Origin of the sequence: Neolewinella lacunae (assembly GCF_014349155.1) — a bacterium.
GTDB classification, from domain to species: Bacteria; Bacteroidota; Bacteroidia; order Chitinophagales; family Saprospiraceae; genus Neolewinella; species Neolewinella lacunae.
In genome coordinates this window covers 80,417-94,376 of the sequence record NZ_JACSIT010000061.1, presented here as the reverse complement: position 1 = coordinate 94,376, position 13,960 = coordinate 80,417, and the positions used below count along the sequence as shown (strand labels likewise).

The 13,960-nt window shown below is 59.1% G+C and carries 13 protein-coding genes; 6 read left to right on the top strand and 7 right to left on the bottom strand.

The window, feature by feature from the left end:
* The first annotated feature begins 88 nt into the window (after window positions 1-88).
* A complete protein-coding gene (locus H9S92_RS03895) occupies window positions 89-1,729 on the top strand; it encodes an IS1182 family transposase (RefSeq protein ID WP_187464761.1) in 1,641 nt (546 codons plus the stop codon).
* Between the two features lie 201 nt (window positions 1,730-1,930).
* On the opposite strand, the gene H9S92_RS03890 is transcribed toward H9S92_RS03895, so the two are convergent.
* Together H9S92_RS03890 and yihA are read right to left on the bottom strand one after the other, a co-directional pair.
* The gene (locus tag H9S92_RS03890; RefSeq protein ID WP_246463628.1) at window positions 1,931-3,301 is read right to left on the bottom strand and encodes a Gfo/Idh/MocA family oxidoreductase; all 1,371 of its coding nucleotides are present in this window, start codon (window positions 3,299-3,301) and stop codon (window positions 1,931-1,933) included.
* Between the two features lie 114 nt (window positions 3,302-3,415).
* Complete coding sequence (gene yihA / locus H9S92_RS03885) at window positions 3,416-4,036, bottom strand: ribosome biogenesis GTP-binding protein YihA/YsxC (RefSeq protein ID WP_187465401.1); 621 nt, start codon at window positions 4,034-4,036, stop codon at window positions 3,416-3,418.
* 203 nt (window positions 4,037-4,239) lie between these two features.
* On the opposite strand from yihA, the gene H9S92_RS03880 reads away from it, so the two are divergent.
* Window positions 4,240-4,641, top strand: a complete 402-nt coding sequence (locus tag H9S92_RS03880) for a DUF805 domain-containing protein (RefSeq protein WP_187465400.1) — start codon at window positions 4,240-4,242, stop codon at window positions 4,639-4,641.
* Window positions 4,642-4,718: 77 nt separating this feature from the next.
* Here the strand turns inward: H9S92_RS03880 and H9S92_RS03875 are convergent, their stop codons facing one another.
* The gene (locus tag H9S92_RS03875; protein WP_187465399.1) at window positions 4,719-5,378 is read right to left on the bottom strand and encodes a heme exporter protein CcmB; all 660 of its coding nucleotides are present in this window, start codon (window positions 5,376-5,378) and stop codon (window positions 4,719-4,721) included.
* Between the two features lie 270 nt (window positions 5,379-5,648).
* Between H9S92_RS03875 and H9S92_RS03870 the strand changes: the two genes are divergently transcribed.
* Together H9S92_RS03870 and H9S92_RS03865 are read left to right on the top strand one after the other, a co-directional pair.
* Window positions 5,649-6,890, top strand: a complete 1,242-nt coding sequence (locus tag H9S92_RS03870) for an N-acetylmuramoyl-L-alanine amidase family protein (protein WP_187465398.1) — start codon at window positions 5,649-5,651, stop codon at window positions 6,888-6,890.
* A 111-nt stretch (window positions 6,891-7,001) separates the two neighbouring features.
* Entirely contained in the window at window positions 7,002-7,496 is a 495-nt protein-coding gene (locus H9S92_RS03865; RefSeq protein WP_187465397.1) for a TlpA family protein disulfide reductase, read from the top strand.
* Between the two features lie 82 nt (window positions 7,497-7,578).
* Here the strand turns inward: H9S92_RS03865 and H9S92_RS03860 are convergent, their stop codons facing one another.
* The 4 genes from H9S92_RS03860 to H9S92_RS03845 form a co-directional block, all read right to left on the bottom strand.
* Entirely contained in the window at window positions 7,579-7,785 is a 207-nt protein-coding gene (locus H9S92_RS03860; RefSeq protein WP_187465396.1) for a dodecin family protein, read from the bottom strand.
* A 40-nt stretch (window positions 7,786-7,825) separates the two neighbouring features.
* Window positions 7,826-9,955 carry a 3-deoxy-D-manno-octulosonic acid transferase gene (locus H9S92_RS03855; protein WP_187465395.1) on the bottom strand — a complete coding sequence of 710 codons (2,130 nt, stop codon included), beginning with the start codon at window positions 9,953-9,955 and terminating at the stop codon, window positions 7,826-7,828.
* Window positions 9,955-10,722, bottom strand: coding sequence for a hypothetical protein (locus H9S92_RS03850; RefSeq protein WP_187465394.1), 768 nt, complete (start codon window positions 10,720-10,722; stop codon window positions 9,955-9,957). Before H9S92_RS03850 ends, H9S92_RS03855 begins: the two co-directional genes overlap by 1 nt.
* A gap of 74 nt (window positions 10,723-10,796) precedes the next feature.
* Window positions 10,797-11,645 (bottom strand): NINE protein, encoded by an 849-nt coding sequence (locus H9S92_RS03845; protein WP_187465406.1) that lies wholly within the window; start codon window positions 11,643-11,645, stop codon window positions 10,797-10,799.
* 340 nt (window positions 11,646-11,985) lie between these two features.
* On the opposite strand from H9S92_RS03845, the gene H9S92_RS03840 reads away from it, so the two are divergent.
* Together H9S92_RS03840 and H9S92_RS03835 are read left to right on the top strand one after the other, a co-directional pair.
* Complete coding sequence (locus H9S92_RS03840) at window positions 11,986-12,615, top strand: hypothetical protein (RefSeq protein ID WP_187465393.1); 630 nt, start codon at window positions 11,986-11,988, stop codon at window positions 12,613-12,615.
* Between the two features lie 100 nt (window positions 12,616-12,715).
* The gene (locus tag H9S92_RS03835) at window positions 12,716-13,909 is read left to right on the top strand and encodes a molybdopterin molybdotransferase MoeA (protein WP_222935967.1); all 1,194 of its coding nucleotides are present in this window, start codon (window positions 12,716-12,718) and stop codon (window positions 13,907-13,909) included.
* Window positions 13,910-13,960: the final 51 nt, after the last annotated feature.

Below are 13,960 nucleotides of genomic sequence, written 5' to 3'. Positions count from 1 at the left end.
GGGGCCGTCTAAAAAGTCTACTAGGGGGGCATTCTGGTACAAAATACGAAAAAGTAGTATTTTGAGGCTGTTCCCATCCCCGTAGCCGATGAGCACAAAAAGAGCAGTTTTCAAGCCTGACCTCCAGAACCAAGGCTTGCTATTCCCTCCACATCTTGCCGACATGGTACCGCCTCATCATAAGGCGCGGCTGATCAGCCAGATTATAGATGGGATGAACATTGATTCGATCCTAAGCACCTATTTAGGAGGTGGCAGTAGCGCGTACTCTCCTCGGATGCTGCTTAAGGTGTTGGTTTATGCCTATTCTGATCGGGTGTACTCATCTCGTTCGATTGAGAAGGCTTGCTATGAGAACGTGTGCTACATGTGGCTAAGTGGGATGTCCACTCCCGATCACAATACGATCAATAACTTTCGCAAGCACCGCATGGGTGGCCGGGTAAAGGAAGTGTTTGCCCACGTTTTGTTGACTTTACATGAACAAGGCTATGTCAAGCTGGATGATTACTTTTTAGATGGCACTATACTGGAGTCAGTAGCTGGCCGGTACACCTTCGTTTGGAAGTCAAACGTTGAGCGTTACAAGAAGTCGGTGCTAGACCAGATAGGGATGATCGTTTCTCAGATTGACGCTTTATGTGAAAAAGCGGATAAAGAGGATGAGCAAGCTGCCGATGGGGATGATCAAGGGGACAAACTCAGCGACAGTGCAGCAGTCCAAGAAACGATTGATCGACTCAACAAAGCCTTAGAAAGTCAGTCCCCCAGCACCAAGGAGGAAGCCAAAGAGGTCAAAAAGGCAAAGACAAAACTGAAAAACCTGGAGAGCAAGTCCTTGCCCAAACTCCAGGAATATGAGCGCCAGCAAGAATTACTGGGAGATCGGTCGTCTTACTCTAAAACGGATCATGGTGCTACGTTCATGAGGCCCAAAGACGACCACTTGGGCAACGGGGAGCTAAAACCCGGCTACAATGCTCAAGTGGGAACGGAAAACCACTTTGTTGTAAACTGGACAATGCACCAGACGCCTTCTGATGCGGCCTGCCTCATTCCTCATCTTGAAGACACCGAATCGATCTTAAGCCAAATCGGATTGAACTTGCCCAAGGCCATTACAGCCGATGCGGGGTATGGCAACGAAGAGGCCTATCGCTATTGTGAGGGCAAGGAGATAGAAGCCTACCTCAAATACCCGGGCTATTACAAGGAAGAGCAAGGAGTACTTAAAGCGCCATTTGCGCCAAGCCAGTTATACTATAACGAAGAGCAAAATGTGCTGATATGCCCCATGGGTCAGCATATGACGTATTGTGGAGAGGGAGAGGAGAAAACAGCAAGTGGGTATATCCGTGAAACAAGTAAGTACAAAGCCGTCAATTGCATAGGCTGCCCCTTGCGCGGGATGTGTCATAAACAAGACGGCAACCGAGTGGTAACCATTAGCCACAAAGGTCAAAGCTATCGCCAGCAAGCCCGAGCTCGTCTGAGCACGAAAGAGGGTAGAGCAAAGTGCCTGCGCCGTAACGCAGAAGTCGAGGGCTTCTTTGGCAACTTGAAGGCCAATCTGGGAAGACGTCGGTTTACACTAAAGGGACTTACGGGGGTTAACATTGAGATGGGCCTCCTTTCGATAGCCACAAATCTTCGTCGATTACATAAATTATCGATTGAGCAAGGGCGTAGTCTGCTTACTCCGGTCGTACAAAGGGCCCAAATGACCTAAAACGGCCCAAAAATCCGTCTAGACGGCATTTTTAACTCCCTGAAGGCCCACCCAGCATGTGGGGAGGCCCAAAAAAGGAACACATATTTTTTCTTAAATGTGTCAGAACGCAACCAGCACAGCCACCGTGGCGCACCCCACAGCTTTGGGGCTGACTTTTTAGACGGCCCCTTGGGGGGGAGCACCTGCGGCCGCGCCCCCTTAAAAACTCCGGTAGGTTCCGTCCAGGTAAGTGTTGGCCTCTTCTTCCTGGAAGCGGGCCGTGGCGTTATCCCAGTGCAGGGTCTGGTTCGGAAAACGACCCGCGATGACGCCCAGCAGGATGGTCTCCGTAAGGCGGGCGGCGTATTCGAAGGGGGCCGTAGTGGTGTCTTCGCCCAGGCAGGCGTCCACGAACTGGTGGTAGTGTTTCGGGCTTTCGCCAGCGTAATCGCGGACCACCGGCGCGTTGGCCATTTCCTCACCGGCCATCGCCAGGTCGATGTCTTCGTAAGCACCGTTGACGATCAGGCGGGGCAGTTCCATGAAGTGCGGCAGCAGCAGCCGTCCTTTTTCCCCTACGAACATGGCACCTTGTTCGGGCAGCGCATCGCCGTTGGGCAAGACCAGGTCGGGGTGTTCAGCCGGGACGCCGGGGCCATCGTACCATACCCATTGGAAGCTTTCGGTGGTGTAGGCCGTGCCCGGAAATTCGTAAGTAACGACGTTGTTTTCCGGGAAGCCGAAGCCAGTAGGAGCCCGGCACTCGTTCTTGATGGTGGTGGGGACATCGAGCGCCAGCGCATTGTAGGGCGTATCGAAGATGTGTACGCCCATGTCTCCGAGGGTGCCGCAGCCGAAGTCGAGGAGCTTGCGCCATTCGCCGGGGTGGTAAACGCCTTCCTTGTAGGGGCGCTCTGCGGCGGTGCCCAGCCAGAGGTTCCAGTCCAGGTGCTCCGGCACGGGGTCACTGCCCTCGGGAGCCGGTCCGTCGTATCCCCAGTTTTTGTTCGACCAGGCGCGGACGCTGCTGACCTTGCCGATGATGCCGGCCTGGATGAGCAGGGTGGCCAGCTTGTAGTCGTAGAAGGAGTGGACCTGGATGCCCATTTGCGTTATCAGCTGCTTTTCGGCGGCCAGTTTGCGCATGGCGCGGGCTTCGGTAACGTGGTGGGTCAGGGGTTTTTGGCAGTAGACGGGCTTGCCGTTTTCCATGGCCAGCATGGAGGCGGGGGCGTGGGTATGGTCGGGCGTCGAGACAAAAACGGCGTCAATCTCCCCGGCCATTTCTTTGAGCATCACGCGGTAGTCGGAATACGTCTTGGCCTTGGGGTGCAGGGCCAGGGCGGCCGCCAGGGCGTTGGCGTCTACGTCGCAGAGGGCCGTCACGTCCACCCGGGGGTGAGAGGCGACGGCTTTGAGGTCTTCTGCGCCCATGTTTCCTACCCCGATGTGGGCGGTACGCAGCCGGGCGGGCGTGCTGGCCTCCGTGGTCGCTTCGCCGGGCCCGCAGCCGGGCAGGAAGGCGAGGGTGGAAAGCACGGCGGTGCTCTTAATGAAGTCGCGGCGTTTCATGCGGCGGGGCTGGCTCATAGCAGTGAAATTTTAAAATGCTGGTATGCGTGCCAATATAGTGCGAGAAATTTTTCTGGCGCTGCCGCAGGTGCCGGGCCCGTCTTTTGCGGGCAATGCGGGTCGGCCCGGCCATCAGTGCTCCGCCGCAAAGGGCCAGTTCATCTCTTTCAAAGTGGTATCCAGAAAAGTGAGGAGCTCATCTCGGCCGTCGGTCGTCACGGCGCTGGTCAGGAACACCGGTGGCAGGTCTTCCCAGTACTCCAGCAGGGTCTGCTTGAAGGCTTCGACGTTGGCCAGGTCGCGGGCCTTTTTTCGGTCGGTCTTCGTGAATACAATGACGAAGGGGACGCCCTTTTCGCCGAGCCAGTTGATGAAGTCGAGGTCAATGGTTTGCGGCGGCACGTTGCTGTCCACCAACACCATGGCGCACACCATCTGGCTGCGGTGCAGGAAATACTCTTCGGTGCGGTCTTCCCACTTCGCGCGGGTTTTCAGGCTGCGTTTGGCGTAGCCGTAGCCGGGGAGGTCAGTCAGGTACCAACTCTCGTTGATGAGGTAGTAATTGATCAGCTGGGTCTTGCCCGGGGTGCCGCTGGTATGGGCCAGTTCCTTGCGCTGTACGAGCATGTTGATCAGGCTGCTCTTGCCTACGTTGGAACGACCGATGAAGGCGAACTCCGGCCGCTTGCCCGCCGGGGCCTGATTGACGCGGGCGTGGGAGGAAGTAAATTTGGAGGAAACAATCGCGGGCATAGTCAGTTATTCTTCCTCTCCCCAACGCCGGGGGCGGGAAGAAGGTTAGGGGGAGCGGGATTTTGCGGGGTGGTTCCGCCGGGCGGCGCTGCAACCCCGGTCGCACGCTTTCGTCGTTTTGGTACGCAGGTTGGTCGAGCAGAGTTGTCCTGCACGCTCATCAGCCCGATACTTGCAACATCAATCACCCAATTCTTTCTATCATGATCTGGCAAAATTTTACGCTCGCCCTCGGCCGCTACTTTGATTTTAACAGCCGCAGCCGCCGGGCCGAATTCTGGGGCTTTATGCTGATTTCTACCTTGATCAGCGCAGCGGCCAGCGCCTGGGACAATTTCCTTTTTGACGTCGAAGTCATCGAGAAGGTCGTGGAAGTCGTCTTCTTTGTTCCCACCATTGCCGTCGGAGCCCGGCGCTTGCACGATACGGGCCGCAGTGGCTGGTGGCAGCTGATCATCTTCACTGGTATCGGCATCATTCCCCTCCTCATCTGGTTCTGCCAGGACAGCGATACCCAACCCAACAAGTGGGGCTCCAGCCCGAAGTACGGTGTAACGAACGAAGAGCAAGACACCCCTACCTACCACGACGATCAGATCGTCTAAGCTTAAGCCAATACCCAATTAACTACGGCCGGTTGTGGGGGAGCTTCTTCTCCTGCAGACCGGCCTTTTTTATTGCCTCAATCCCGCCACACGAAGGGGAACAGCACCAGCCCCACGGCCAGTGACAGCAAATCAATCGCAAGGGCCAGCAGCAGGTAGCTGTTTTCCTCGCCCGAGGTCAATCCAACCGCATAGCCACCCGCGTTGACGAGCAAGTAGAGTAGGGGGATTACCAGGGGAAATGACAGGACCGCCATCAAAGTCCCACTCCCGCCGGCCCGCGCTGCCAGTGCCGCCACGAAGGTCAGGATGGCCCCCAGGCCCAGCCCGCCGAGCAGCAGGGACACCACGAAGTAGCCGGGTTCAAAAACGAAGTTCCGGCCCGCAAAAAAGGCCAGCAACAACCAGGTGATGACACTGACCAGCCAGATGGTCAGGATGTTGTACAGCAGCTTGCTAGCCAGCAAAGCCTCCGGACTCGCCAGCGTGTAAAAATAATAGTGCCGCCGGCCCCCTTCCCGCAAAAAACTCCGCCCACTGGCCACCGTTGCCCCAAAAAACAACACCACCCAGTATAGTGCGTTAAAAGTCATAGGACTGAACTCCCGCACCGCAAAGTAAACCACTACGGTAGTACACACCACGTAGAGCAGGACACTGCCCAATGCCGAGCGGTTGCGCCATTCCGTTTTCAGTTCCCACCGCAGGAGGTGGATAATGCTCTGCCAGGTATTCACGCCCGCAAAGGTACGGCAGGCCGCCGGTCAATAGTCGGTAGTTCACAATAGTTCAACAGTTCGGTAGCTGTGGTTTACTCGTATACCAGCCCTCACGACAAAACCACGAAGTACCCGAGTATGAACGACAGAACGACAGAACGACAGAACGACAGAACTACTGTACTATGATCTACTGAACTACTGAACTACTGAACTATGAACTACTAACTACCCCCCCCATCACCTTTTCGTATCTTGCAGCGTCTTCCGCCTGATTTTTTCTATCCTATGATCCCGAAAAAGCAACTACTTCCGCTCTTACTGCTTCTTTTTTGTCTTCCCCTGCGCGCCGAGCAACTGCGCGTGGTGGCCGAACGCGGCGACGGCGTCTACTCCCTGCTGCGCCGCTACCAGTTGCTGGAATTTCCCTGCAACCTCACCGAGTTCTACCGCCTCAATGGCCTCAAAGCCAACGCCCAGTTGCTGGTAGGGCGTGGCTACGAACTCCCCGTTACCGTCTATACCTACAACGGTACCAGCATCCGTACCACTACCGGCAACGACAACTATGCCCGCGCCCTCAGTATCCAGCACTACAACGAAGATTTGCTGCGCGCCGCCGTACGCAGTAAGGACTTTCGGGAAGACAAGGTGCTCTACGTCCCTTTCCACATCGATAATTGCTTCGAGAAGAAACTCCAGGCCGCCCCTAAAGAAATTCTCGACCAGGGAGAGATCACCCAGCACCAGGGCAACGTCACCAGCCCGCCACCCGATGATCCACTCAAGCAGGTAACCCTCACGGCCTACCGTACCTTCAAAATCTTCGGAGAAAAATATGCCTACGTCCCGAAAATCGACGACAAGCTCGCGGGCCGGATCTTCTACATCGTCGCAGGCCACGGCGGCCCCGACCCCGGCACCATCGGCAAACGGGCGGGCCACGACCTCCACGAAGACGAGTACGCCTACGATGTGGCCCTGCGCCTGACCCGCAACATCCTAGCCCACGGCGGTACCCCCTACATGATCATCCGCGACGATGATGGCATCCGCGACGACGTCTACCTCAAGGGCGATAAGGACGAAACGGCCTGGGGTGGAGCAGAAATCCCCCGGGGTCAAAAAGAACGCCTCGGCCAACGCTGCGAAATCATCAACCAGCTCTACGAACAAAACCTGGCCAAAGGCATCACCGATCAACTCATGATATCCATCCACGTCGATAGCCGCCACAAGGACAAAACCATCGACCTTTTCTTTTACCACCACGACGGAGACCTCCTCGGGGCCAAACAGGCCGAACGCATGCACCTCGTAATGGCCAATAAGTACGAGCAATTCCGCAAAGGCCGCGGCTACTCCGGCACCGTCGGTGCCCGCGACCTCTTCGTCCTGCGCGAAAGCAAACCCAGCGGCGTCTTCATCGAACTGGGCAATATCGCCAATCCCTCCGATCAGGTGCGCATCGTCGAACCCCGCAACCGGCAGTTGCTGGCCGACTGGTTGCTGGACGGGCTAATCCGCTGACCCACCCCACCTGCTCAGCCCCCAGGCACCGGATTAGGAAAACTATAAACTATTTTGGGCAATCCTTAAGAGCACTCCCAGCGTTTCCCAGGCCCAACAAAGCAATCTCCTATGGCTAAGCCGCTTTCCCTCTTCGTCTTCTTTCTTGGCCTGAGCCTCAGCTTGAGCGCGCAACAAACTTTCCCAACGCCGAGGTTGGCTACGGTCGATCTCCGGCCCGCAGAACTGCAGGAGTACATTGGGCAGGGCAAACCCACCGTCATCGCCATCTGGGCCACCTGGTGCCAGCCTTGCCACGCCGAGCTTGACCACCTCAAAAGCTACCTCCCCAAGTGGCAAAACGAGTACGGCGCCCAGTTTCTGGCCATCAGTGTCGACTCCCGCTCAATGGTCAGCCGCATCAAGCCCCTGGTGTCCCGCAAGGGCTGGAAATACGACGTTCTGGTCGATACCAACGGCAAACTCCAGTCCATGCTCGGCTTCCGCAGCATCCCCCAGATGTACGTGCTCGACGGTGCAGGCAAGGTGGTCCGGGAATTCTCCGGCTACCAACCGGGCCGGGAAGTGGAAGTCGATCAACTGATCCAGAAGCTGGCAGCGAAGTAAGCGCTGGCCAGCAACCATGCAAAAGTAAAACGGCTGCCCCCCGCGTGGGAGGCAGCCGTTGCTCGTTTCCAGAAAGGTTGGCCTACACGTCGACCTCAAAGGTGATTTTGACGTTGACGCGGAACATGTCCACTTTCCCGTCTTTCACCGTTACGGATTGTTCTTGCACGTAGGCGGAGCGGATGTGGCGAACGGTTTTGGACGTTTCCGCCACGGCCGTTTTGATGGCGTCTTCGTAGCTGACGCCGCTTTCGCTGAGGACTTCGATGACTTTAAGTACTTTACCCATGGTTTGGTGGTTTTGTGGCGGGCGCGGTAGCCCGCCGGGTTTACTCTTTGAGGAGCCCGAGCAACAGCAGCCCCGGGTTGCGGCTCCGTTCCACCTCCACACGGAGTTCGTAGGGTGCGCTGGCCGGAAAAACGTATTCCAGCAGTGGAAAGGCGTTGGGGGCAGTGTCCACTAAGACGATGCGTTGCTCCTCATCTGCCAAATATAGGTCGATATCCCGGAAATTGTTCCCTCCGGAAGCCACAAAATAGCCTTTGCCCGGCCCGGGGCGAATGCGTCGCAGGGTTTCGCCCCGCCCTTCGCCGAGCAGGTAGCCAAACAGGCACCACTGACCGGAAACTTGCAGCCAGGCTGCGCCGGTGGATTTGCTGATGCCCGCCACGGATGCAAAAAAGACCTGGCTCAGGGTACGGAAGTCGCGTTCCAACACCGGCCATCCGCCACTTCGTAACAGGCTGAGGCCCAGGTGGCTGTTGGGGTCAGGGCCGCTTACGGCGTGTACCTGCAGCTGGTAAGTGCCGCCCTGGGTGGGGCGAAATTCCAGGATGGGCGTACCGTCCAGTTCCGTGTCCTGGGCGAGGAGTTGCCCGTTGCTGTCGCGCAGCAGCAGGTCTACGTCGTAGGCCCCGCTTTCGGCGGAGGCCAGGAAAGCGTAGTTGACGTTGGCATCGAGGGTTACTTCCAGGGCCAGGCTTTCGCCGGTGGGGCAGGTGCCGGCTACCAGGGCCAGCCCGCGCCGCCATTCCACCCCGGCGAGGGCGACCATCAGGTTCCCTTTTTCGAAGGCGGCGTTCAGGGCGCTTTCCAGGCGGTCGTTTTGCAGGAAGAAGGTGCTTTGGCGCGTCAGTGGCTCCGGCTGGGCGCGGACGCAGGTGCCAGGAATTGCCCAAAAGAGCAGGGCGAGGCTAAGGGCCAGCCAATGCATCACCTGCCGGGCCGTCCGCACCGCCGCGCCGGCACCCGACTGCGCAAGACGGCGTTGGGCCTGGGCAGCGGCCTCCCGCGGGCCGGGTTGTTGCAGTTGTTCCAGGACCGCAAAAAGCTCCGCATCGGATCCCACTGAGAAGGCACCGCCGCCCCGGATGGCCGCTGCGGCTTCGGGGAATTTTTCGTGGCGGGGCCCGAAGATGGTTGGCAGGCCGTAAGCCAGGGGCTCCAGCGTATTGTGCAGGCCGGTGCGGAAGCCCCCTCCTACGTAGGCCAGGTCGCCATAGCGGTAAACCCTGCTGAGGATGCCGATGGTATCCAACAAAAGCACGCGGCTGCCAGCGACTTGTGCGGCGGAGGTCTTCGTATAGCGTTCGGCCTTCCACTGCACCTGCGTCTGCGCCAACTCCTTTTCTACCAACTGGTGCGGTGCCAGAATGAGCCGGACGGACGCCGGCATCCGCTGCCAAACCGGCCACCAGATGACGAGGTCGTCGATCCAGACGGAGCCCGCCACGATCGTGAGCCCGCCCGAGGCGAAGGCCTCGACGATGGGGTCGTGGAAAGGGGCCTCGGCCAGGGCCAGGGTGCGGTCCATCCGCGGATCACCCCCCACGGTGGCCCGCTCGGGCGGATATTTACCCGGGCCGGTAAGGAGTTCGCGGTCTTGCTCCGTCTGGGTGATGATGCCGGTAAAAAAGGCCAGCATGGCCCGCCACCAATCGCCCGACGGCCGGAAAAAAGACTGCTTGGGGCGAAAACTGGCCGCAATCAAAAAGGTAGGGACGCTGGCCCGGTGCAGGGCACGCAGGTGAAAAAACCAAAATTCGTATTTGATGAAAATGGCTAGGCTGGGACGCAGGTCGCTCGTCCATTCCTCCGCCCGCTTCGGCCCGTCGGGGGGGAGGTAAGTGACGTGGTGGACGGCGTCGGTGTCTTTACAGCGTTCGTAGCCGCTGGGACTGAAAAAGCTGAGGACAAATTGCCAGGTGGGGTGGAATTGGCGCAGGGCTTCTACTACGGGGCGCCCCTGTTCCCATTCGCCGAGGCTGGCGGCGTGGACCCAAACGACGGGCGGGGTAGTGGTGCCGAATTGCTGGTTGATGGCGTCGCGGATCTGCCGGGCGGAAGGGGCGTTTTGCCGGCCCCGTACCCATTGCCGGGCCTGGCGGTGCCCGAAGCGGGCGGCCAGGGCAATCATGCCGTGGTAGGCCGCCGTCCCCACCCGGTACATCCCCGTCATTACTTATAAAAAATTTCGCGTCCCTCTCCGAAATAGAGGGGGATGATGAGGCCGGCCTTGAAACCCAGAAGGGCGTCAAGGCGGGTGTCCTCCGGTGGTGGTGCGCCCGTAGGGAAATCGAAATTGCGCAGGGCCCGGGTAGTGCCCACGGTGGCCTCCACGCCGAGGTAGAAGTTGAGGAGCCGGTCTACCGCCAGTTGCTGGAAGCCGATGAACTGGTAGAAGGCGGGGCCGCCGGTGAGGCGATCGTACCCTCCTTTCAAGGCTTCGTCGAGCTGCGGGACGCTCTGGACGGGGTCGTTCTGTATTTTGATGCGGTGGAAGAAGTAGCCTACGCTGGAGGTGAGCTGGAGGCCGGCGCGCTGGTTGCTGCCAATGGGAAGGGTATAGCCTAAACTGGGCCCCACGAAAAGCTGGCGTTGGCGCAGTTGGATATCGGCTGGCTCCCGCTGGTTACCAATCAGGAAGCCATCGCGGGTGCGCAGGCTGGCCAGGACGTCTTCCCGAACCTGGTTGCCAAAGCCGAACTGCACCTTAAAGCCCAGGGCCAGATTGCTGTTTTGGGGCATCCAGGCGGCACCCCCGTCGAGGGACCATCCGTTGCCGAAGCGTGCGTTCAGGTCGCCGGCACTGACGTAGGGGCCGTAGCCCAGATGAATCAGCACGGCCCGGTCGAGATTGCGCGCACCGGCCAGGCCCTGGGCCCGCAGCCCGGGAAGCAACAGGCAAAGGAGGCCAAGAAGAAGAAAGGAAGGCAGTTTTCGCAAGAGCTGGTAGTTTTGGTACTACGCTGGGCAGTAGGGATGAAAAGCGGGGAAGGGTGGAAAATTGACGCAGAGACTTAGCCGAGCAACCTTTCCTTTTGGGCCTGGTATTCCCGCTGGGTGAGGATGCCCGCGTCGTGGAGTTCACGGAGCCGGGCGATTTGCTCCAGCAGGTCGGGGGGCGCGGCGGGTTGTTCCGGAAAGGCGGCCTTGGGCGTGTACGTCGGCCCGCTTTGGGCAGACGGGGGCGGGCTGGCGAAGTCTTCCAGGATTTCTGTCTCGGTTTCGGCTGGGCTGGGGGCCATCTCCAGCAGGTTTAAACGGCGGTAATTGTTGCTGCGGAAAACCTGGTAGGCGGAATGCTTGCGCATGGCCGCCAGGGCCGGGTGCTTCTCAATTCTTTCCGGTTTCGGGAGGCCGAAGGTGACGGAGAGCTCCAGGTGGCGCATTGCCTCGGGATATTGCCCTAGTTGGGCGTAGGAGCAGGCCAGGTTGAAGTGGGTGCCTGCGTCGCCCAGGTCGATCGCGGCAGCTTCGAGGAAGGCCTCAATGGCCAGGTCGTAGTCGGCACTGCGGTAGTAGCGGATGCCTTCGGCTTTCAGGGCCTTGGTGTCTTGAACGGCGGGGGCGGCAATGCCCAGGGGCGTGTGTTGGGGGAGGCTTTCAGGGTCGTACTTGGCCTGCCAGCGCTCCTTGGGGGTGGCCCACCAGACGATGCCCGTCAGGACGGGAATGAGAACGGAAAAGGCCACCATGAAGGCAAAAAGCTCTTCGGCCGGGCCACCGGAATTATTGACCAGAATGACCATGCTCCAAAAGAACAGGAACTGGACGACCCCCCGGAAGACTTTGCCCACGTAGAAGTAATGGACCCCGAAGAGGCCCAGGAAAACCGCAAAAAAGCCAGCAAGCGTCTTGTTCAGCATAACGGTACGAAGGTACTTATTTTCGGGCGATAAGCGGGAAAACGGATGACGGATTAACCCCTTGTTGCGAGGAAAAAATGGGTTGCGATGTGCTTCCCGGTCGGTATAGATACGCGCTTGGCGGGAAAATGGTGGTGCTTACGCCAATTTTTTCGACCGGAGGCACCGCCGCATCGATGGTGGGTGCATTCGCAGGGGCCAGTGCCACCCCGGGCACGGATTGTTAAAATGAACTAAGGAAGCGCTAAAAAGAAGCTAAAGCGGTATCGGACGGTGAAAAGTAAGTGGTAATTGCTGCACTTTCGTGCTACAAATCACCCCTGTTCAAAAATTCATTCTTATGAGACAGATCCTGCTACTGATGACGATCGTCATTGCCCTCTTTACTTCCACGGGATGTGGCCCCCGCATTTATGAAGCGCCCAACGTTGCCGCCGCAGTGGCCGCCCACAGCATCATTGCCATTTTACCGCCCACGGTCAACATCCAGGGAAGGAAAAAAGACGATCCCGAAATGATCCGGCAGGCCGCTGCTGCCGACGCCGTTGCCTTCCAGCGCGAAATGTACAGCTGGATGTTGCGTCGTAAACAACAGGGCAGAATCCGGGGCCTGGAAATCATGGACCCGGAAACGACGATTGTCAAGCTGGAGCGGGCGGGCTGGAGTCCTGAAAACCGCAACATGACGCCCGCTGAAATGGCCGAGGCCCTGAATGTGGACGCCGTAATCACTTCGGTATACAACACCACCAAGCCCATGTCGGAAGGGGCAGCAGTGGCGCTGGGCGTTCTCTTTGGGGTGTGGGGGACAACCAACCAAACGACGGTGAACCTGACCATTCACGATGGTTCGGCGGGCATGTTGTGGAACTACGACTGGGTAGCCTCGGGCACTTTCTCCACCTCCGAAATGCTGGTGGATCAACTGATGCGCAACGCCAGCCGCCGAATGCCCTACGCGGTCAACTGAAGGCATACCTGAATGCTGCTTTTCGGGCAAGCTGTTGGCAGCCGGAAGGGGCCGGAGCTTATTTGCGGCGCAGCACTTACCTTGCGGCAAAACAGAAAGGGTGTTGCTGACGTATCTGGAGGCTTTGGCATTGGTATTGGCGCAGCGGCTGGCGTTGGGCCACGAGCGGGTAACCCTGGAGGCGGCGCAAGGCAGGGTGCTGAGTGCGCCCCTATTGGCAGACCGCGACCATCCCCCCTTTGACCGGGTGGCAATGGACGGCATTGCCATCCATTACGCTGCCTATGCTGCCGGGCAACGCAATTTCCCCGTGGCCTGGTTGCAGGCAGCGGGCGACGCCCCCCGGCCTCTGGAGGATATTACCAGGTGCGTGGAGATCATGACGGGTGCAGCACTCCCGCCGGGGTGTACCACGGTCGTTCGCTACGAAGACCTCGAAGCAGGGGAGGGCACCTTTCGATTGCCGGAGGGCCTGGAGGACGGGGCGCACCTGCACCGGCGGGGGAAAGACAGCCTGGCGGGGGCAATGCTGGCCCCGGCCGGCCAACGCATTGGCGTAGCGGAAATCGGGATGCTGGCCACCTGTGGTTACGCCGGGGTGGAAGTCAGCAAGCGGCCCCGGGTAATGGTGGTAGCCACGGGCAATGAGTTGGTGCCCGTGAGCGAGGTGCCCCTGCCGCACCAGATCCGGCAGTCCAATCTCTATCAGGTGGGTGCGCTGCTGGCGGGGCAAGGCCTGCAACCCACCCTGAAGCATTTGCGCGACGACCCCGAGCTGATCCGCAGCGCCCTCGCCCAGGCGCTGGAAGATTACGAAGTCATTGTGCTGAGCGGCGGCGTATCGATGGGGAAGCTGGACTTCATTCCGCAAGTACTCCGCGAATTGGGGGTAAGGCAGCTGTTGCACGGGGTGGCGCAGCGGCCGGGGAAACCCCTTTGGGTGGGGAGGCGTGGCGAGACGATGGTCTTCGGCCTGCCGGGCAACCCCGTTTCCACCCTCTGCTGTGCCGTGCATTACGTGCTTCCGTTTCTGATGGCCCAGGCGGGTTTACCTCCCCCTCCGCCGGAATACGCCCAGCTAACGGAGGACTGCCATTTTGCCGCCCCCCTCACCCTCTTCCAACTGGTGGCCCTGCGGAGCGACGCAGCCACGGGCACTTTGCTGGCTACGCCCACGCGCAATGCGGGTTCCGGAGACAGCACGAGCCTGCTGCGTTCGGCTGCTTTTCTGGAGTTGCCCCCCGACCGGGCGCACTTTCGGCGGGGGGAGGTTTTTCCCCTCCGCCGTTGGTAACGGACTGGTAGACCGACTGGAGAAAGAAAAAAAGCTTTATGCTTACCTTTC

Bases quoted from the DNA above. Each gene is read 5' to 3' on its own strand.
- H9S92_RS03855 (WP_187465395.1), bottom strand. From the start codon at position 9,955: ATGACGGGGATGTACCGGGTGGGGACGGCGGCCTACCACGGCATGATT.
- yihA (WP_187465401.1), bottom strand. From the start codon at position 4,036: ATGCCCGCGATTGTTTCCTCCAAATTTACTTCCTCCCACGCCCGCGTC.
- H9S92_RS03870 (WP_187465398.1), top strand. From the start codon at position 5,649: ATGATCCCGAAAAAGCAACTACTTCCGCTCTTACTGCTTCTTTTTTGT.
- H9S92_RS03895 (WP_187464761.1), top strand. From the start codon at position 89: ATGAGCACAAAAAGAGCAGTTTTCAAGCCTGACCTCCAGAACCAAGGC.
- H9S92_RS03865 (WP_187465397.1), top strand. From the start codon at position 7,002: ATGGCTAAGCCGCTTTCCCTCTTCGTCTTCTTTCTTGGCCTGAGCCTC.
- H9S92_RS03840 (WP_187465393.1), top strand. From the start codon at position 11,986: ATGAGACAGATCCTGCTACTGATGACGATCGTCATTGCCCTCTTTACT.
- H9S92_RS03880 (WP_187465400.1), top strand. From the start codon at position 4,240: ATGATCTGGCAAAATTTTACGCTCGCCCTCGGCCGCTACTTTGATTTT.
- H9S92_RS03845 (WP_187465406.1), bottom strand. From the start codon at position 11,645: ATGCTGAACAAGACGCTTGCTGGCTTTTTTGCGGTTTTCCTGGGCCTC.
- H9S92_RS03860 (WP_187465396.1), bottom strand. From the start codon at position 7,785: ATGGGTAAAGTACTTAAAGTCATCGAAGTCCTCAGCGAAAGCGGCGTC.
- H9S92_RS03890 (WP_246463628.1), bottom strand. From the start codon at position 3,301: ATGAGCCAGCCCCGCCGCATGAAACGCCGCGACTTCATTAAGAGCACC.